At 66.4% G+C, this 19,907-nt stretch carries 16 protein-coding genes; 13 read left to right on the forward strand and 3 right to left on the reverse strand.

Features of this window, described 5'->3' with window-relative positions:
- The first annotated feature begins 241 nt into the window (after positions 1-241).
- From ACVZTU_RS04820 to ACVZTU_RS04865, 10 genes are all read left to right on the forward strand, one after another.
- Positions 242-2,908: a hypothetical protein gene (locus tag ACVZTU_RS04820; protein ID WP_482401523.1), complete on the forward strand. Its 2,667-nt coding sequence runs from the start codon at positions 242-244 to the stop codon at positions 2,906-2,908.
- Between the two features lie 243 nt (positions 2,909-3,151).
- Positions 3,152-4,159: a septum site-determining protein Ssd gene (gene ssd, locus ACVZTU_RS04825; RefSeq protein ID WP_181270926.1), complete on the forward strand. Its 1,008-nt coding sequence runs from the start codon at positions 3,152-3,154 to the stop codon at positions 4,157-4,159.
- The gene (locus ACVZTU_RS04830) at positions 4,156-5,328 is read left to right on the forward strand and encodes a TadA family conjugal transfer-associated ATPase (protein WP_376906121.1); all 1,173 of its coding nucleotides are present in this window, start codon (positions 4,156-4,158) and stop codon (positions 5,326-5,328) included. The genes ssd and ACVZTU_RS04830 overlap by 4 nt, the downstream gene beginning before the upstream one ends.
- Positions 5,325-5,783 (forward strand): hypothetical protein, encoded by a 459-nt coding sequence (locus tag ACVZTU_RS04835; RefSeq protein ID WP_482401524.1) that lies wholly within the window; start codon positions 5,325-5,327, stop codon positions 5,781-5,783. The genes ACVZTU_RS04830 and ACVZTU_RS04835 overlap by 4 nt, the downstream gene beginning before the upstream one ends.
- Before the next feature lie 39 nt (positions 5,784-5,822).
- A complete protein-coding gene (locus ACVZTU_RS04840) occupies positions 5,823-6,020 on the forward strand; it encodes a hypothetical protein (protein WP_482401525.1) in 198 nt (65 codons plus the stop codon).
- Positions 6,017-6,613: a type II secretion system F family protein gene (locus tag ACVZTU_RS04845; RefSeq protein ID WP_229664004.1), complete on the forward strand. Its 597-nt coding sequence runs from the start codon at positions 6,017-6,019 to the stop codon at positions 6,611-6,613. Before ACVZTU_RS04840 ends, ACVZTU_RS04845 begins: the two co-directional genes overlap by 4 nt.
- Positions 6,614-6,655: 42 nt before the next feature.
- Positions 6,656-7,258 (forward strand): GNAT family N-acetyltransferase, encoded by a 603-nt coding sequence (locus tag ACVZTU_RS04850; protein WP_139468702.1) that lies wholly within the window; start codon positions 6,656-6,658, stop codon positions 7,256-7,258.
- A 187-nt stretch (positions 7,259-7,445) separates the two neighbouring features.
- Positions 7,446-7,691, forward strand: a complete 246-nt coding sequence (locus ACVZTU_RS04855; protein WP_139468701.1) for a DUF4244 domain-containing protein — start codon at positions 7,446-7,448, stop codon at positions 7,689-7,691.
- 6 nt (positions 7,692-7,697) lie between these two features.
- Positions 7,698-8,084 (forward strand): TadE family protein, encoded by a 387-nt coding sequence (locus tag ACVZTU_RS04860; RefSeq protein WP_139468700.1) that lies wholly within the window; start codon positions 7,698-7,700, stop codon positions 8,082-8,084.
- Positions 8,081-8,398: an Rv3654c family TadE-like protein gene (locus ACVZTU_RS04865; RefSeq protein ID WP_139468699.1), complete on the forward strand. Its 318-nt coding sequence runs from the start codon at positions 8,081-8,083 to the stop codon at positions 8,396-8,398. The genes ACVZTU_RS04860 and ACVZTU_RS04865 overlap by 4 nt, the downstream gene beginning before the upstream one ends.
- Positions 8,399-8,407: 9 nt before the next feature.
- Here the strand turns inward: ACVZTU_RS04865 and ACVZTU_RS04870 are convergent, their stop codons facing one another.
- Positions 8,408-10,684: a DEAD/DEAH box helicase gene (locus tag ACVZTU_RS04870; protein WP_482401526.1), complete on the reverse strand. Its 2,277-nt coding sequence runs from the start codon at positions 10,682-10,684 to the stop codon at positions 8,408-8,410.
- Between the two features lie 34 nt (positions 10,685-10,718).
- Here ACVZTU_RS04870 and ACVZTU_RS04875 point away from each other — a divergent pair, with 34 nt between their 5' ends.
- Together ACVZTU_RS04875 and topA are read left to right on the forward strand one after the other, a co-directional pair.
- A complete protein-coding gene (locus tag ACVZTU_RS04875) occupies positions 10,719-12,377 on the forward strand; it encodes a DUF7059 domain-containing protein (RefSeq protein ID WP_248283970.1) in 1,659 nt (552 codons plus the stop codon).
- Between the two features lie 168 nt (positions 12,378-12,545).
- A complete protein-coding gene (gene topA / locus ACVZTU_RS04880) occupies positions 12,546-15,314 on the forward strand; it encodes a type I DNA topoisomerase (protein ID WP_482401527.1) in 2,769 nt (922 codons plus the stop codon).
- 250 nt (positions 15,315-15,564) lie between these two features.
- Here topA and ACVZTU_RS04885 read toward each other — a convergent pair whose 3' ends face one another.
- Both ACVZTU_RS04885 and ACVZTU_RS04890 read right to left on the reverse strand, forming a co-directional pair.
- Positions 15,565-16,059, reverse strand: a complete 495-nt coding sequence (locus ACVZTU_RS04885; protein WP_139468696.1) for a GNAT family N-acetyltransferase — start codon at positions 16,057-16,059, stop codon at positions 15,565-15,567.
- 93 nt (positions 16,060-16,152) lie between these two features.
- Complete coding sequence (locus ACVZTU_RS04890; protein ID WP_248283969.1) at positions 16,153-16,908, reverse strand: lipoate--protein ligase family protein; 756 nt, start codon at positions 16,906-16,908, stop codon at positions 16,153-16,155.
- A gap of 109 nt (positions 16,909-17,017) precedes the next feature.
- Between ACVZTU_RS04890 and tmk the strand changes: the two genes are divergently transcribed.
- The gene (tmk, locus tag ACVZTU_RS04895) at positions 17,018-19,906 is read left to right on the forward strand and encodes a dTMP kinase (RefSeq protein WP_139468750.1); all 2,889 of its coding nucleotides are present in this window, start codon (positions 17,018-17,020) and stop codon (positions 19,904-19,906) included.
- Position 19,907: the final 1 nt, after the last annotated feature.

The raw sequence follows: 19,907 nt of genomic DNA on the forward strand, positions 1-19,907 counted from the left end.
GAAATCGGGGGTAGCCACCGTGCTTTTATCGTGGTATGGCTCACATGATTTCGACGGCTACGCGGCGACGGAAGGGCCGCCTCGGCGGGGGACTGAGGAGTCTTCGACGTGCCTGAGAATGCGCATATGAGTGCACAGGTGGCCTGTGTTCTGCAAGGATGGGGTCAGAGTCTGTCGGGATCCGTCCCGCGCGGACACGGAAACACTGTTAGCTTTTCCCCGAGATCGACTGGAGTCAGCGATGAGTTCGCCGCAGCATCCAACCGGGTCCGGGCCACAGCCGTGGCAGGATCAGCCCCCGCAGTACCCGGGCCAGAACGCGCAGCAGCCTGGTGGTCAGCCGCCGGCCTACGGTTCGGGGCCAGGGCAGTTCGGTTCTGCTCCCGGGCCGGGCTATGGTTCCGCACCGGGACCCTACGGTTCGGCACCGGGACAGCCCGCCGCACAAGGACCCTATGGTTCGGCTCCGGCTCAGTACGGTTCGGGACCTGGCCCGTACGGTTCTGCTCCCGGTCAGTACGGATCGGCGCCGGGACCCTATGGTTCGGCTCCGGGACAGGGCCAGTTCGGTCAGGCGCCTGCGCCGAAGCAGAAGACCGGCCCGGGAATCCTCGGCCCGCTGACTCTGCGCGATCTCTTCCTCCTGTTCGCCGGACTGCTCGCCTTCATCGCATTGTTCGTGCCGTACCGGGGTTACGATTACGGCCTCGGCAGTGAGACGACCACTCTGTGGCACTGGAATGTCGCCGATATGGGCGCGCTCGTATTCGGAGTGCTCACAATTCTGCTCATCGTGGCGGCCGTGCTCGTCAACAAGCTCGGCAACAGCCGACTGCGAGTCGGATCGCTCAGCCTCGACCAGTTCATCTCCGTGCTCTCGGCGATCGCCTTCACCTATGTGTTCGTCGATCTGCTCACTTCGGCGGTCTACTGGCATGTGGGTTCGTACCTGACGTTCTTCGCCGGCCTCATCGCGTTCTTCGCCGGAGTATTCACGATGCTGCCGTTCTTCGCCAAGGAATTCGCCGGCCGCGAGGACATCGAAACCCATCCGAAGGCTCGCCCTGTCACCAAGCACACCCAGCATCCGGCACCAGTGGCCAATGTGCCCGGTGCTGCCGGCCCGGGCACCGGTGCACCCGGATTCGCGCCTTACGGAGCGGCTCCGGCCGGTGTGGGACAGGCGGCGCCCGGTCAGCCGGATCAGTTCGGTCAGCCGAGCGGCCCGGGACAGTCCGCCCAGCCGACTCAGTTCGGTGCGCCCGGACAGCAGGACCAGTTCGGCGGACCAGGACAGTCGGGTCAGCCTGCACAGCAGGGGCAGCAGGACCAGTTCGGTCAATCAGGACAGTTCGGCGGTCCGGAACAGCAGAACCAGTTCGCCGCTCCGGAACAGCGGGTCCAGCCTTCCGACCAGCAGAACCAGCCCAGCCCCTACGCTCCGCCGCAGGAGCAGGACTCCGAGCGTTCGGCTAGCTCCTTCGCCGCACCCGCCGCTTCCGGCACCTCGGGCGCGGGCGCTGCGCCCGAATCCGCGGACGTGGCATCCGACCAGGCCTCGGACGACGGACCGGTGCACAGCACCGGTGACGGACAGACCTACCTGGGTCGTCACGATTCGGACGCCCCACAGCATTCGCAGAGCGAACCGACTCAGGCATTCGGTGTCGGAGCCGGACAGCCGCAGACCGATGCGACCGGAGACCAGACCGCCGCTGCGGGAAGCCGGGCCGTTGAGTCGGGCAGCCAGCCTGCAGCGTCTGACGCCCAGTCCAGGCAGTCCGATGACATGTCACACTCGGGCGCCGCGGCCGCTGCCGCAGGCGCCGGAGTGATCGGTGCCGGTGCTGCCGGCGTCGCTGCTGCGCATTCGGATTCCGAACGTCGCCGTGGCCGCCACGCCGCTCCCGAAACGGAGTCCGACGCGGAATCGACCCTCGGTGCGGATTCGACGTCCGGTGCGGAACCGACCGACACCGGGTCGGCTGCTCGGAAGGATGAAGCGAACGACGACACGTCCGCGGACCGGTCCACGGCCGCCTCGGCGACGTCAGACGAGACCCCCACGGTGGTGTCACCGTCCGAGAGCAGCGACCTGGTCTCCAAGGTCAACGCCAAATCGTCCGACACGAACGCCGCCGAAGGTGCGAACGTCGCCGGCGCGAATTCGGCTGCGCAGTCCTCGACCGATGCCGGTCAGGCCTCGACAGGAAATGCATCGGAAGATGCGGCCTCGGCAGATGCGGCGTCGAACGATTCGCCATCGGATTCCCCGGCATCGACCGACGGGACCACGGTGCAGGACCCGGACGACGACGCCAACATCCGCTCCACCGATGCCACCGTCGTCAGCACCCCGGCCGACGACAAGGTCGTGTCAGATGATGAACCCACCTCAGTTGGCAAGACGGGCGCGGACGACGACGAACAGGCGACCGCTGTGATGGAGCCGGCAGTCAACTCGGAGCGGACCACCGCTCCCGAAAGCGAAGAGCCGACTCAATACGTTCCCGTGGCCGACTACGCCAACCGGCCGGAGACCGACGGGGGCGCGGAGAGGTCGAACGACGAGACCATGGCACAGACGGCCGTCGACAACCAGCCGGTGCCCGCCGATGCGGGGCAGAACCGGTCCGGTGATGCGCCGAACGACGGACGGAACGCCGATCAGGACAATGGTCAGGCCGAGAACCAGGACGGTGGACGCCCCATCATCCAGGCCTTCTGGTTCGCCGTTCCCGAACCGCGCGAAGCCGTGGACGAGACCACCGGAATGCCGGTGTTCACGATCTACCCCGGCGACTGGTACCTCAGCCTCGAAGACAACGGATCCTGGTTCAAGGTCCGCGACTCCGACGGCAGCACCACTGGCATCCTGCGCAATATCGAAGGAATCCAGCGCGGCTGAGCCGACTGGAATCCACTCACGCGTCAACGCTGTGGACAGACCTCGGTCGAATCGGTGCCCACCGGCACCACATGATGTGACCGGCCGGTCGGCCCACCGCGGCTGACGTGGACGGAGGCCGCCGACTGCCGCTGGGGGCGCCTCCTGTGACTCAACCTCACAGGAGGCGCCCCTTCGTCGTTCCATCCACAGGGCGGCACTCCGGCCTGGCCGGTGACAGCCGGGCGGATCCAGGCTCGGTGCATGCAGGTAGCCCTCATCACCGACCTCGGTGCGATCACGGAAGAATGCGCCCGAGTGGCCGAAAGCATCGGCATCTCGCTGACCGTCCTGCCTCCCGACTCCGGAGGCTGGCAGTCCGCGTCGCTCATCCTCCTCGGAGAAGACGTCCGCGAAGCCCCCGCCACCGACCGGGCAGACACGATCCTCGTCGTCCTCGACGATGACGAACCCTCCTCGACCTGGGCGAGGGCCGCGCACCTCGGCGTCGACCAGCTCGCCGTGCTGCCTGCTGCTGCGGAATGGCTGAGCGGGCGGATGATCGCCGCTGTCGAACCGCCGACGGCACCCGGGACCACGGTCGGCGTCGTCGCCGGATGCGGGGGAGCCGGAGCCTCCGTGCTCGCCTGCGCACTCGCCCGGCGGGCCGGAGCCGATCACAGCACCGTCCTCGTCGACGCCGACCCGCTCGGCGGGGGACTCGACCTCGTCCTCGGCGCCGAACAGGCCCCCGGTCCGCGATGGACCGACCTCAGTGCCTCCCGCGGACAGCTGCGCCCCTCCACCCTGGCCGAAGCGCTGCCCCGCCACGACGGGCTCGCCCTTCTGTCCTGGGGGCGAGACGACACCGTCGACCTCGACCCGGACGTCTTCGACGACTTCCTCGCCGCGGCCGGCCAGGCCTTCGACCTCGTCATCGTCGATCTGCCCCGCCACGCCCCACCCCAGTGGACCCGGCGCTGCCATCATGTCCTCCTCGTCTCCCCGGCCCGGGTCAGATCCGCCGTCGCCTCCTCCCAAGTGGCCAAGCGGCTCTCCCAAGCCCACCCGGATGTGCGCCTCGTCGTCCGTGAAACCGGGGCCGGCGGGCTCGACGCCGACCTCCTCGCCGATTCCATCGGGCTGAGCCTGGCTGGAAGCATCCGCGACGATCGGGGCCTGTCCGCCGCCGTCGACCGCGGCGAGGGAATCCCAGGTGGGGCGCACCTCGGCCGCCTCGTCGACCGATTGCTGGGGGAGTGGGTGGAATGAGCGAATGGCTCGACGCCTCGCTCGTCGCCGATGTCCGCAAAACGCTGCTCGACAATCCGGGGCCGGTGACCACGGCTGCCGTCGCCGAGGCGGTCCAGCGCACCGGACGCGTGCTCGGTTCCTCCGCCCTGCTCGAGCTCGTCACCCGGCTGTCCGCGCAGCTGTCCGGGGCCGGACCCCTGCAGTCCGTGCTCGAGGTGCCCGGCACCACGGACGTGTTCGTCAACGGGCCGCGGGAGGTCTTCGCCGACACAGGTGACGGTCCCCAGCTGCTCGACCTGACGCTGGGATCCGAAGAGGACGTGCGGTCCTTGGCGGTGCGTTTGGCCGCCCTCGGCGGGCGCCGCCTCGACGATTCTTCCCCCTATGTCGACGTTCGTCTGCCCGACGGGGTGCGGATGAACGCGATCGTCCCACCGATCTCCGGGGAGACGACGACGATCAGCTTCCGCGTACCCAAACGGGCCGGATTCCCCTATTCCCAGCTCTGCGCCGAAGGGTTCCTCCCCGCTGAGATCAGCCCCCTCGTCGCCGAGGCGGTCACCTCGCGGGCGAACATCCTCGTCTCCGGCGGAACGGGCACGGGAAAGACCGTCCTCCTCGGCGCTCTGCTGTCGCTGGTCGAACCGATCCAACGCATCGTCATCGTCGAGGACTCCCGCGAGCTCATCGTCACCCACCCGCACACCGTGCAGCTCGCTGCGCGTCAGGCCAACGTCGAAGGCGGCGGCGAAGTGACCCTGACCGACCTCGTGCGCAATGCCCTGCGGATGCGGCCCGATCGCCTCGTCGTCGGGGAATGCCGCGGTGCCGAGGTCCGGGACATGCTCACGGCCCTCAATACCGGGCACGAGGGTGGGTGTGCGACGATCCACGCGAACACCGCCGAGGCCGTGCCCAGCCGGGTGGCCGCGCTCGGTGCGCTGGCGCAGATGAGTCCGGACGCCGTGTATTCGCAGTTCTCCACCGCCATCGACCTCGTCATCCATCTGCGTCGCACGGGTTCCGAGCGGGGAGTCACGGAATTGGCGATCCCGACGAGGACTGGATCCGAGGGAGTGGTGATGGAACCGGTGTGGGGTCGCCCCTCGCCGTCGACGGCCGGCACTGTCAATCGGCGTGCCCTGGCCCGGTTCGAAGCCGTGCTCGAACAGAAGTCCGCGCAATGATCGTCGTCACCGCCGTCCTCATCGCGGCCGGGATCATCCTCGCCGCGCCTCCGGACCCGGGCTCCAGGCTGCGCGAGCTCTTGCCCCGTGGGGAGGGCGGAGAATCGGTGCGGAAAGGGGTGCGTGCCTTCTTTCGCCCAGGCGGTCACACCGCCGACGATCAGGCCGAGCGTCTGTGGGCGATCGCCGCCGTGGAGAACTGCGCCCACCTGCTCAAGGTGGGGATGACCCCACAGGCGGTGATGAGCACACTGAGCCGCCGCAACGACGTCCTGACCCCGATCTCACGAGCCATCTCCCTGGGCGAGGAACCCGGACGCGCCATCGCCACCCGCAGCTCCGGACTGTCGGAGACCGCCGCTCACGTGCTGTCGGGAATGGCCGCCGTGTGGACGGTGTCCGAACGCTCCGGAGCACCGGCAGCGGAGATGATCCTCCGGTATGCGGCAGCGTAGAGGGACGCCCTCGATGCCGAACGCGAACGCCGCATCGCGATGGCCGGACCGAGGTCGACGGTGCGGGTGCTCAGCTGGCTGCCGCTCATCGGTGTCGGTCTCGGCCTGCTCATCGGCGTCCGCCCTCTGGAACTCATCACCGGACTGCCGGGACAGCTGAGCATCGGTGCCGGTCTCCTCCTGTACGGGGCCGGCCGGTGGTGGATGCGGACGATGATGCTCAGAGCACAGAGATGACCATGCTGATTGTGCTCATCGGTGTCTGCGTCGGACTCGGCGTGCTCCTGTGGTCCGGACCGACCCGCGGGAGACTGCAGAGCCTCCTCGGCGAGGGCCGATCCGTTCCCACCGACACCGAGGCGGCTGCCGGGGAGGCGGGAACGCCGGAGTCGGGGACGGCAGGAGCAGTGGCCGATGATCAGCTGGCGTTCGACCTCGACCTTGTGGCGATCTGCCTGACCTCCGGTCTGCCGATTCCCGTGGCGCTGACCCTGACCGCCGAGGCGACCGACGACCGGTCGGGTCTGCAGAGGATCGCCCGTGCAATGACGATCGGAGGGCGCAGGCTCGCCGACGATGATCGCCTGCTGCCGGTGCTCGAGGTCTTCGAGTTCTCCGAACACACCGGCGTCGGCCCGGCACCTCTCATCGAGTCAGTGGCCGAGGAGCTGCGGGCTTCGTCCCGTCGGCGTCGGCAGGAGGCGGCCGCCTCTTTGGGTGTGCAGCTGGTGCTGCCTTTGGGCGTGTGCATTCTGCCGGCGTTCCTGCTGCTGTCTGTCGTTCCGGTCGTCATCTCACTGCTGACCGACCTCACGACCGTGTTCTTCTGAAGTGGTGACCGGGTTTTCAGACTCGACCGATAGGCTCGGGACATGGCACCGGTCACACCTTTCAATCAGCTGTCCAATGTCGAACAAGCCGAGGACTACGCCGAGAATCTCTTCGTCGGTCGATCCGTGCGCCTGCGGCCGCTGAGGGAGGATGATCTGCCGTACCTCGAACAGTGGTGGTTCGATCCCTCGATCGTCGTCCTGCAGAATCACACGGTTCTGCCGCGGCCCGAAGGGGGTGTGTCCGAGCAGTTCTCGCAGTGGAGTGCGAACATCTCGAGCGAGGCAGTCGGCTTCAGCATCGAGCTGACCGAAACCGAGGAGTTCGTCGGCCATGTCACCCTCTACGGACGCAATCCCATCAACCAGTCCGCCACTCTGGCGATCGTCCTCGGCCCTGAATTCCACGGTCGCGGATACGGCTCGGATGCCGTGCGACTGGCCGTGAAATACGGGTTCCTCCAATTGGGACTCAATCGCATCGAGCTGCAGACCTGGGCGTTCAACACCCGTGGAATCGCCTCCTATACGAAAGCCGGATTCGTCGAAGAAGGCCGTCGACGCGAAGCCGTGTTCTTCAACGGCCGGCGCCACGACGAAGTCATCATGGCCATCCTCAGAGACGACTGGGCCGGCAACAGCTGATGCTCGGGCTGCGCTGACTCGCACGCCGTTTCCTGTGGACGGCGCCTCCACTCACACACGGTGAGCTTGTGGATGCAGAACACGTTTCCACAGGTGCGAATCCGGCCCTGGACACGGCAGCATGCCGACTCCCAGGCTGAAGGTCCGCTCGCAGAGTGCGAACGGGGTTTCAGCCAAGGAGGAGAGCATGGCCACCACATCACCGTCCCCGCAGATCGAGGACCCGCCGACCGGGCACGTGGAACCGGTCGAGGACCACAGCGAGATCGAACAGTTCTGGGAACCCGACGCCGGAGCGACCACAGCCGAATATGCGATCACCACTCTGGCCGCGTGCGGATTCGCAGCACTTCTCGTCGTGGTCCTCAAATCCGAACCGATCAAGGAACTCATCACGGGGGTCATCTCCTCGGCGCTCGGTCTGGGAAGCTGAACCGTCATGGCACGCGGACGCTCCCGTCAGCGGCAGCGAGGATGGGATCGCGATGCGGGAACGGCGACGGCGGAATTCGCCGTCGTCATGCCGGCTGTCGTTCTTCTCATCGTGCTGCTCGCGGGAGCCGCCGCTGTCGGGTTCTCCCAGCTGCGAGCCTTCGACGCGGCACGGTCCGCGGCCCGTGAGATCGCCCGCGGCGAACCACAGGCCGCCGTCGTGTCCGAAGCGAAGAAGCACGCCGGTGACTCATCCTCGGTCCGTGTCCGAGCCGACGGCGGATACTCGGTCGTCACGGTCACGATCGAGCTGCCGGCCGCGATCTTCTTCCTCGACACCGTCGACGCGGATGCCACCGCACGGTTCGAAGGGGACAGAGGAGGACCGTCATGACGAACATCGTCGTGGGTCTCTGCTCGATCGTGCTCGTCCTCGTCACCGCCATCGGCAGCCTCGGCCAGGCGTTCGTCGCCCACAGTCGGGCACAGAGTGCCGCGGATCTGGCGGCGCTCGCCGCCGCGGACGCCGTGCGCGGACTGGCCACCGGGGAACCGTGTGAGACGGCGAAGGAGGTCGCGATTCGCAACGGCGGACACCTCAAGGACTGCCGTGCCTCATTGAGTGAGCAATCCGCCTATGTCGTCATCGAAGTCGACATCCCGGGACCTCTGCCGAAGGTCAGAGAGGAGGCCGTCGCCGGGAAATGAGGGGGATCGCTACCTGAGCACGGTGCGCAGCAGCCTCAGCGCAGCGTCCTTCTCCAACGGTTCGTTGCCGTTGCCGCACTTCGGCGACTGCACACACGACGGGCAGCCGTCGATGCACTCACATGCGGCGATGGCATCCCTTGTCGCACCCAACCATTCTTCGATGACCTCGCTGCCGCGTTCGGCGAAACCGGCACCACCGGCCAGACCGTCATAGACGAACACTGTCGCCAGTCCGGTGTCGGCATGCAGAGCCGTCGACACTCCGCCGATATCCCACCGGTCGCAGCCGGCGAAGAGCGGCAGCAGACCGATCGAAGCATGCTCGGCGGCATGGACGGCTCCGGGCAGGTCTCCGGAGACGACTTCGGCCTCGTCGAGGACGCTCTGCGGAATCGTCCACCACACGGCCTTCGTCCGCAGCGTGCGCTCCGGCAGGTCGAGCTCGTGTTCGGCGATGATCGCTCCACCTCGCTTGGCCCGCATCCGGTAGGCGACGACCTGATCCTTGACGTCGACGGTGCCGCTGCACACAGCCACCCCGGAGGGCAGAACCCGCTGCGCATCGGTGTCGACGATCGAGATCTCCGTCTGCGAGCGCGGCTGAGTCGTGTAGTCGACCTCGGCACGTTCGACGGCGACGATCCGGTCCTCGAGGTCGAGATCGAGGACGGTGAAGTCGATGCCCTGATGCGTGTACACCGCGCCCGGATGGGCTCCCGTATGTGCACCCGATTCGTCGACCGTGCCCAGCAGAGTGCCGGTGCTCGCTTCGACCAGGCTGAATTGTCCGCCGCCGGAACCGCGGATATCGGACAGGTCGGTCGCCGGTTGGTCTTTTGCCCAGAACCATCCGGTCGGCCGTGCTCGCAGCATCTTCCGCTCCACGAGATCGTCGATGACCTCGGACGAATCGTCCGGGAAGTGCACGAGATCGGCCGCCTTCAGAGGCACCTCGGCGGCGGCCGCACACAGGTGACCGGAAAGCACGTGCGGATTGCCCGGATGGATGACGCCGGCGTCGACGGGGGAGTCGAAGATGACTTCGGGGTGGTGGACGACGAAGGTATCGAGCGGATCATCGCGGGCGATGAACACAGCCATCCACCGTTGCCCGGCTCGGCCCGCGCGTCCCGCCTGCTGCCATAGGGACGCCAAGGTCCCCGGCCAGCCGGAGATGATGACCAGGTCGAGTCCGGAGATGTCGATGCCCAGCTCCAGAGCATTCGTCGACGCCACGGCCAGCAGCTGACCCGAACGCAGAGCCGTCTCGAGCATCCTGCGCTCTTCGGCCAGATACCCGCCCCGGTATGCCGCGACCTTGCCGGTCAGGGTCTCGTCCACCTCACCCACCTGGTCACGGACCGTCTGCGCCAGGGCTTCGGTGCCTCGGCGGGAGGCGATGAACGTGATCGATCGATATCCGGCGCACATGGAATCGGTGATGACATCGGCGGCCTCGACGAGGCCGCTGCGCCGGTCCCCGCCCGGTGACACAGGAGGCTCCCACAGTGCGAAGCTGCCTGCTGCCCGGGGTGAAGAATCCTCGGTCACCGCGTTTGCGGGCCGCCCGGTCAGCTTCGCAAAGGCTGCGTCCGGGTCCGCCATCGTCGCCGAGGCTCCGATGACGACCGGGGCAGCCCCGTAGTAGGCGGCGATGCGCAGCAGGCGGCGGAGGATGAGTGCGACGTGGGACCCGAACACTCCACGGTAGCGGTGGGCTTCATCGATGACTATGAAGCGCAGGTTTTTGAACATCCGGGCGAAGCGTTCGTGCTGGGGCAGAATGCTGCGGTGGAGCATGTCCGGGTTGGTGAAGATGATGTTCGCATGCCGTCTCGCCCAGTCCTTCGAGACCTGTGAGGTGTCCCCGTCGTAGCTGGCGGGACGCATGCCCTGGATGACGAATCGTTCGAGTTTGGCCAGCTGATCGGCGGCCAGAGCCTTTGTCGGAGCGATGTAGATCGCCGAGGCGGTGCGCAGCTTCCCGCGAGTCGATTGGATCGCTTCGAGCACCGGCAGCCAGAATCCCAACGACTTGCCCGACGCGGTGGGGGTGGCGATGACGACGTCGGAACCGTCCCTGGCCGTCTGCGCCGCCTCGAGCTGGTGCTGCCACAGAGCGTCGACGCCGATGGAATGACATGCGTGCTTGAGTTCCTCGTCGATCCAGTCCGGCCACTCGGCATCCCGTTCGAAACGCTGCGGGATATCGCGGACATGGACGATCCGCTCATCCCGGGCACCGAAACCGGTGACGATGTCGAGAAGAGCAGAGGAGGCCATGAGTCAATTATGGCGCAGTCGCTAGGATTCTTCTGTGACTGATCTGCCGTTGGCCCACCTGGGCGAGACCCTCTACCGTTCCGGATACACCGAACCACGGCTGCGCCAGTTCTGGGGTGGTCCGACCTCGGAGGCGCTGCTGCGCAACAACGCCGCACCCGCCATCCACCACTGCGCCCGGACGCTGGCGGACCAGTCGTCGACGGCCGCCGACCGTGCCATGGCCAGCGCGGCGCTGCTCTTCCACTTCCACCGCACAGTCCCGGTCGCCCAGGTCCGCGCCCTGCTGGGGGAGTCCTTCGACACCGCCGCCGAGGCGGGGCTGATCACCGTGGACGACGACGAGGTGACCGCCCCCTTCGCCCTGACCCCCTATGAACTTCCCGTGGGTGTTCCCCGCGGCTTCCGTCCCGGGGACGAGAACCTCTACCTCGTGGCCGACCACGGGACCCTGACCACACCGGATGTCCTCGACGGCGAGTTCGTACTCGGACTCGGCGGAGCCGGCCGGACACTGGTGTCGATCACCCCGCGCGACCACGTCGGGGTAGCCGCCGACATCGGCACCGGCTGCGGAATCCAAGCTCTGCTGCTGACCCGCCACAGCGACCGAGTCATCGCCACCGACATCTCCCACCGGGCCCTGCGTCTGGCCGAACTCTCGGCCGGACTCAACGGTGTGACGACGATCGAATTCCGGCACGGCTCGCTTCTCGAACCATTGCAGGAACCCGTGGATCTGCTCGTGTCGAATCCGCCGTTCGTGATCACCCCGCGCAGCACGGACACCACCTTCGAATACCGGGACGGCGGAATGACTGGGGACCGACTCGTTCGGGAGCTCTTCACCCGGATCCCTGAGAACCTCACCCCGGGCGGACGCAGCGTCTGCCTCGGAAACTGGGAAGCCGCCTCGGGGAAGGACGAAGGACCGGAGTCCTGGGTCAGCGATGACGACACGTCAGTGTTCGTCATCGAACGCGAAGTCCTGGACCCCATCGCCTACGCCGAGACCTGGATCCGCGACAGCGGGATCCCTCGCGCCAGCACCGCCTGGAACGACGCAGTCGCCGCATGGCTCGACGACTTCGCCACCAGAGCTGTGGACGAAGTCGTCTTCGGGTACGTGCTGATCGCGAAGTCCGATAACGATGTGCCAACGATTGGTTTCGAAGATCCCGCGATCGGCGACGTCACCTCGGACGTCGACCGCGGACCGTCGGGGACGGCCGAGGGAGTGTTCAAGACCCGGGTCAGAGTCACCTCGGCGCCGGCGAACAATCCGCACGGACTCGCAGAGTTCCTCACCACGATCATCGCGATCCGGTCGTGGCTGGCAGCGGCCGGACCGGAGGAGATCGCCGCGACTGCTTTCACACGCTCTCCGGACCTCGTCGAACATCGCCATTTCCTTCCCGGGGAGCCGGAACCCAACTCGATCACCTTGGAACAGGGGATCGGCTTCGGGCAGGTCTTCGACCTCGACACGGCACTGGCCGGATTCGTGTCCGTCGCGGATGGGACGCTGACCCTGCGACAGACGGCCGGGGCCTTGGCCCAGCTTCTCGAGGTCGATCCCACGGCTCTGGAAGATCAGCTCGTGGCGCAGGTCAGAGCCCTGTGCGCGGCGGGTGCACTGCTGCCCGACGGCGGTTCGATCGGGACCTCGACGACTGGGACGTCGGCGGAATAGGGATAGGATCGGAAACCGTTGACCCCGTGTCCGAGCCGAGATCGGACGAGGTCCGGGCAGCATCCGGGCCGCAAGTGCCGATGAGGAACGTGTCCGTTCAACAGTGTTACATTGGGCCGGATCGTCCGTTGCAGCGGGCAGCTGATGCCGTGAGAGGAATGTGAAAGCGTGACCACAACCGAGAAGAAGCCCCGTCGCCTCGTCATCGTCGAGTCTCCGACGAAGGCGCGAACGATTGTGGGATACCTCGGCGACGGTTATGACGTCGAGGCCTCCGTCGGTCATATCCGCGACCTGCCCACCCCTTCGGAGCTGCCCGCCGATATGAAGAAGGGGCCGTACGGAAAGTTCGCTGTCGACGTCGACAACAACTTCGATCCCTATTATCGGATCGATCCGGGCAAGAAGAAGAAGGTCACCGAACTCAAGCGTCTGCTCAAGGACGCCGACGAACTCTATCTGGCAACGGATGAGGACCGCGAGGGAGAGGCCATCGCCTGGCATCTGCTCGAAGTCCTCAAACCGAAGATTCCGGTCAAGCGCATGGTCTTCCACGAGATCACGCCTGAGGCGATCGAACGGGCCCTGGAGAACACCCGCGATATCGATTCCTCGCTCGTCGACGCGCAGGAGACCCGCCGCATCCTCGACCGTCTCTACGGCTACGAGGTCTCACCCGTGCTGTGGCGCAAGATCCGTGCCGGGCTCTCGGCCGGACGTGTGCAGTCCGTGGCCACCCGCCTCGTCGTCGAACGCGAACGCGAACGCATGGCCTTCGTGCCCGCTGACTACTGGGACCTCGATATCGATCTCGGTCTGCCGGACGGGACGAACCCGTTCGCTGCGAATCTCACCACACTCGACGGATCGCGGGTGGCCAGCGGCCGTGACTTCAACGACAAGGGCGAGCTGAAGAACACCTCGGCGACGATCGTCGACCAGGCGCGAGCGGAGTCGTTGGCCACGGAGCTGAACGGCAGCGCCAAGGATGCGCTGACGGTGACCGCGGTGGAGTCGAAGCCGTACTCCCGGCGCCCGGCCGCACCCTTCACGACCTCGACCCTGCAGCAGGAAGCCGGACGCAAACTGCGCATGAGCGCTCGTCAGACCATGCGCACCGCTCAGTCGCTGTACGAGCACGGCTACATCACCTATATGCGTACCGACTCCTCGGCGCTGTCGGGTCAGGCCATCGCTGCCGCCCGCAAGCAGGTGACCGAACTCTACGGTCCCGAATTCGTTCCGCAGTCGCCGCGCCAATACGCGAGCAAGCAGAAATCGGCGCAGGAGGCCCACGAGGCGATCCGTCCCGCCGGTGACTCCTTCCGCACCCCGGCACAGGTGTCCAAGCAGCTCAACGGCGACGAGTTCCGTCTCTACGACCTCATCTGGAAGCGCACCGTCGCCAGCCAGATGGCCGACGCGAAGGGCAAGACCGCGACGATCAAGGTCAGCGCTGCTCTCGCCGACGGCCACGAAGCCGGTTTCAGCGCCAGCGGCACCGTCATCACCTTCCGCGGGTTCCTTGCCGCCTATGAAGAGGGCCAGGACGCGTCCCGCTACGACACGAAGTCCGGAGAATCGCGGCTGCCGCAGGTCGAAGAGGGCCAATCGCTGTCGGTCGTCAAGGCCGAAGCCGACGGCCACACCACCGCTCCGCCGCCGCGCTTCACCGAAGCCAGTCTGGTCAAGCAGCTCGAAGAGCTCGGCATCGGCCGACCCTCGACCTATGCTGCGACGATCTCCGTCATCCAGGACCGCGGCTATGTGACCACTCGCGGCAACGCATTGGTACCCAGCTGGTTGGCGTTCTCTGTCGTCCGCCTGCTCGAAGAGCACTTCACCGGTCTGGTCGACTATGCGTTCACCGCTGACCTCGAATCCGAACTCGACCGGATCGCGATGGGCGAGGAGGATCGCAACGACTGGTTGGCCGGATTCTACTTCGGTGACAAGACCCAGGATCGTGAAGGACTCAAAGCCATCGTCGACGACCTCGGCGATATCGATGCCCGCGAGGTCAACACCGTCGCCATCAGCCAAGGTGTGAACCTGCGCGTGGGCCGCTACGGTCCCTACCTCGAAGTCGCCTCGGAGAAGGACGGAGAGGACCCGAAGCGGGTCTCCGTCCCCGACGATCTGGCACCCGATGAGCTGACAGCGGCGAAGGCTGCCGAACTCATCGAATCCCAAGGCGACGGCGACCGCGAGCTCGGCGTCGACCCGGAGACCGGACACACCATCGTGGCGAAGAACGGTCGTTTCGGACCCTATGTCTCCGAGGTGCTGCCCGAACCCGAGGAGAAGCCGAAGCGCGGCGCGAAGAAGCCGAAGCCGCGCACAGGTTCCCTGTTCAAGTCGATGGATCTGAACTCGATCGACCTCGAGACCGCGCTCAAGCTGCTCAGCCTGCCGCGCGTGGTCGGACAGGACGAAGAGGGCACGGACATCACCGCGCAGAACGGCCGATACGGACCGTACCTGAAGAAGGGAACCGACTCCCGCTCCCTGACCGATGAGGAGCAGATCTTCAACATCACCCTCGAAGAGGCGCTGAAGATCTACTCCGAGCCGAAGCAGCGCGGCGGTCGTCGGGCCGCGGCTCCGCTGAAGGAACTCGGCGAGGACCCGGAGACGAAGAAGCCCGTCGTCGTCAAGGACGGTCGCTTCGGACCGTATGTCACCGACGGTGAGACGAATGCGACCCTGCGCAAGGACGACTCCGTCGAAGCCGTGACGCTCGAACGCGCCGCGACTCTGCTCGCCGAGAAGCGCGCGAAGGGGCCGGCGAAGAAGAAAGCTCCGGCAAAGAAGGCCCCCGCCAAGAAGTCGACTGCGAAGAAGACGACGGCTTCCAAGTCGACTGCGTCGAAGTCCACGGCGGCGAGAACTACGGCTGCGAAGAAGACGAGCACGGCCAAGCCGAAGACTCCCTGAGTCGACGTCCGCCGAGCCCGCGGCGTTCACCTGTCACTGCTTTCGCCACCTGCCTGATGGTCCGGCAGGTGGCGAAAGTCGTTTCTTCTCCCGTCGCCTGTGACACCCCGTGGCCCGTGATTGTTGGGTCGATCCACGGTGTTTCCGACGTCGAAAACACCGTGGATCGACCCAACAATCGCCGTTTGCCGGCGCCGGCCACGTACTCCAGTGCTTCTGGGACGTGGACAGCAGTGCCTCAGGGACGAGGTCAGTCGCGCGACGAATCTGCGAAGTCCGTGAGCGCCTGGCCGTCGAGTCGGTAGGTCTCCCACTCGTCCTGCGGCTTCGCACCCAGCGATTCGTAGAACCCGATGGACGGGGTGTTCCATTTGAGCACGCACCATTCGAGCCGCGTCAGTCCGCGCTCCTGGCAGATCTGCGCCAGCCGGCCGAGCAGCGCCTTTCCGGCTCCCGAGCCGCGATGTTCGGGCAAGACGAAGAGGTCTTCGAGCCAGATGCCGTTCCTGCCCGTCCAGGTCGAGAACGAATGGAACCAGATCGCGATGCCGATGACCTCGCCGCCCGACTCGGCCACGAGACCGAACGTGTTCGCATGACCACCGTCGGGGAACATCACTGCCGCGAAATCCGCCTCGGTGGCCTCGACCGCATCCGGTTCCTTCTCGTAGACGGCCAGCGCGCGGACGAGCCGCAGGATCTCGGGCAGATCAGAGCGTTCTGCTTCACGAATGGTGACGGTCATGGTGTGTGCTCCCAAAGTCATTCGGTCAAAGGAATTCAGTCTCCGCGGTTCGCGCGCTGTCCCGGCCTGTGCCGACCACAGCTTTCGCCGACCTCACAGCCGGTGCTTGTCCGCGTGGGCGGCCACCTCGGCCAGCTCCTCGGCGGTGGGGGACAGGGGCGAATCCGGATTCGCGTCGGCATAGTAGGCGGCGAACGCCTCGGCGACGGAATCGATCGTCACCTCCGGATGGACCTCGCTGATCGATCCGCCCGTGGACGGATCCCAGTCGATTCCGAGGGCGGCTTCGACATCGGTGAGTACCGCGCGGATCGGATCCGGGTCCTCGACGACGACGGACGACGAGAACAGCCAGGCACCGGAGACCACGCGCTGGGCGGTGCCGATCGCCTTGATCCGCCCGGCCACGTTGACGCTGTGTTCACCGGGACAATATTCGCCGGGAATCTCGCCGAGGCGGGCATCGATGCCCAGCCCGCGCAGCACCTCGACATAATCCTGGCCGAAACCGGTGAACCGTGCGTTGGTGTTCGTGATGAATGAATCACTCGGTTCGATGTGATCGATGACCAGCGAACCCGGATGGTATGCGGCCGCGCGCCCGCCGAGGCTGCGCAGGGCAGGCGTGAAACCGTGATCCCGGGCCGCTTCGATGGCGGCGGCGAAGCCGGGCAGGAAACGATCCCTGGCACCGAACGCCAAGGTCGGGGCCGGTCGGTACATCCGCAGAGTCGCTCCGCGGCGTCCGGCCTTGACCGAATCGAGGAGGACGCGGGCGAATGCGAGTTCCTCCACGGGGCCTAAGCCTTCCGCCGCCACCGTGGTCATCGCCAGTGAGTCTGTGTGCACGAGTTCAAGGGTAGAGGATCGGCAGGCCCCGGTCGGGTTCGGGTTGTCGCAGATCGCACACGTTTCCAAGAGATATGTCAGTTCGGCCAGATAGTGTAGGGCTGTGAGCATGTTGACGACTACAGGACACCGACTGCCCGGAGCCCCCGGCCGCCTGGTCACCGAGACCGCCGCCTGGGGTGCCCTGATCGTTCTTGTCGCGATCAGCTACGTCGTGGCAGGAACCAGCGGACTCGTCGCGACGGTGGGCGGACGCGCCTACACCGCCATGGGAGAGTCTCTCAGCGCCGGAGGATTCGACAATCAGATGGGCAGTCTGTCGCTGCTCATCGTCTTCGCCCTCTCCTGCGCAGGTCTCTTCATTCCCGCAAAGGTCTTCGCCTCCCGACCGCCGGCGGTGCGCAAGACAGCTCTGAGCATCTCAGCGATCGTCGAAGCCGCACTTCTCGTCGTCCTCAGCCTGGCTCCCAGCGCCTGGTTGACCTGGGTCGCGGCCCTGTTCCTCGGCGCCGTGGTCGGTCTGCTCATGAGCATCAACCCCTTCAGGCACGAGAAGCCGTGGCGCCGTGTCGGCATTCCCGCGGCCGTCCTCGTCTTCGTCTCCTGTGCCTTCCAGATCCTCGGCGGCTCTGCAGCGGGAACTCAAGCGCTCGGCTGGGTGTCCCTGCTGGTGGGCATCGGCATGGCCGCCGGTTCCGTCATCATCTTCCTCACCCCCGAACGTGCCCTGCACGCAGAGTCTGCGACGACCGGGCAGTTCCCCGAACTCAAGGCCCGGGTCGCCCGCCCCGCCGAGGCGATCGCGAATCCGTGGGTGTGCATCGGCCTCTTCGCCGTCCTCGGCGCGACCTTCATGCTTGCCCAGCCGACGGCGATCGGCCACGGCTATGGTCAGGCCGGTTTCGCGCTCATCATCGCCTGCTGCCTCGTCGGGTGGGCCGTCGGATTCGAGATGGGGCCGACCTTCGCCCCCGGAATGTCCCGTCCGCGTGTGTCCACTTTCGCTCTGCTCGTCTCCGGTGTGCTGCTGCTCGCCACCGGCGCCATCAACGAACTCTCCGGCAAGGTCGTGCTCTCGGCCGCGATCGCGTTCCTCGTCGGCATCGGCGTGCGCGCTCAGCCCTATGACTTCTCCCGTCGCTACGGTGCCGTCGCGGGCGCCGGTCTGGCCTTGGTGATCAACGCCCTCGATCTCGGCGGCACGGTCGAAGTCGGTTCAAGTCCTGACTGGATCCTGGCTCCCAGCGACGTCGCGTTCCTCATCTTCGGCATCGCCGCCCTGGTCGCCGGAGTCATCGGACTCTTCACCTTCGACCCGCACAGACTGCAGGGGCTGTCCGTCGACATCGTCCACGGATTCCGCCCGCCCAGCCAGCCGGAGACTGCGGCCGGCGGACTCGGGAACTCGGCCGAACGCCTCGGCGCCGGATTCTTCATCGCCATCGAAGGCGGAGATGGTTCCGGCAAGACCACACAGATCAAACGCATCTCCGCGGCTCTGGCCGATGACGGCTATCACGTGGAGGCCACTCGCGAACCCGGCGGCACCGAACTGGGCACGAAGATCCGTTCTGTTCTCTTCGACTCCGACCCGCCGAGCTCGCGCACCGAAGCCCTGCTCTTCGCCGCTGACCGTGCCCACCATGTGGCATCCCTGGTCGACCCCAGCCTCGACGCCGGAAACATCGTCATCACCGACCGGTACATCGATTCGACGATCGCCTACCAGGCAGCCGGTCGCAGCTTCGACGAGAAGACGATCCTCGCGCTGAGTCGGTGGGCCACCCAGGGGCTCGTACCGAACCTGACGATCGTCCTCGACATCGAACCCGAGGTCGCGGCCGAGCGGATGGGCAAGCGCGGCGACAGCAACTACCTCGACGACGAGAACCAGCAGTTCCACCAGCGCGTGCGCCAGACCTACCTGTCCCGCGCACACAAGGAACTCGACCGGTATGTCGTCCTCGACGCTTCGGTCGACGCCGATGAACTCACCGAGCAGATCCTCGCGGCCATCCGCGCTCGGCTTCCGCAGACCCTGGTCAAGCGCGACACCGGCACCGAGGCTGCCCCCGCCTCAACATCGAATGCTGAGCCCGACAGCGGCCCGGAACGCAGCTCCGTGCCGATCGCTGCCGTGGCCGCCGGAACCGTGCCTGACGACGACAAAGACGAAACATCCTCTCCCGACTCCTCCGCAGAAGTGGACGGTGCACCTGAGACTGCAGACGACTCTGTCGACAGCCGGGATACGGCAGATGGCTCCGCCGAGGATGACACCGATGCGGACGACACCGACGAACGCGATACGCGCGACGAAGACGAGATGCACGAACGCGGACCGCGTTTCGTCCCCGCCTCCGGCGATCGCTTCGTTCCCTCTGCGGTCACCGACGCCGAGGCCGAGATCTCGGGTGCTGTTCCCACCAAACGCGTCGACCTCGGAGCGGATCTGCGAGAAGATCCGACCGCCTCGGCGAGTGAGGAACCATCCGGTGCTACCAGTGCTCCGGGGGTCGCCGGTGAGGCCGCGGACCGGGATTCGGAGAACGACGAGGAGGAGCTCCCGTCGTTCCTCGAGCAGAAGGGTGCGCGCCGATCCGACGAGGATGATGCCACCACGGTGCTGCCGACCCATGGAACCAACTCCGACGCGATCATCGATGACAGCGACGATGCCGATGGTGTGCCGACGGACCGAATCGCCACGGATGAAGACGCGGAAACCCGCATCGTCAACCGTGTCGATCCCGAAGACGCCGAAACCCGCGTGGTTCACCGGGCCGATTCGAGTGCCGAGGCAGGTGCGGGTGGCGCATTCGAGGACTCGGCCGATGCCGGGGATGCGGAGACCACGGTGCTGCCGGTCCGCAGTGCACGGGAGATGAGTCGTGAACGGCTGCAGGCGCAAGCCGAGATCGAACGGCAGGCTCGGGAACGTCTGCGCAGGCAGCGGGAACGCAGCAACCGCCGCTTCACCAACCCGGAGGATTCCTGAA

The organism is Brevibacterium sp. OS20 (assembly GCF_056837565.1).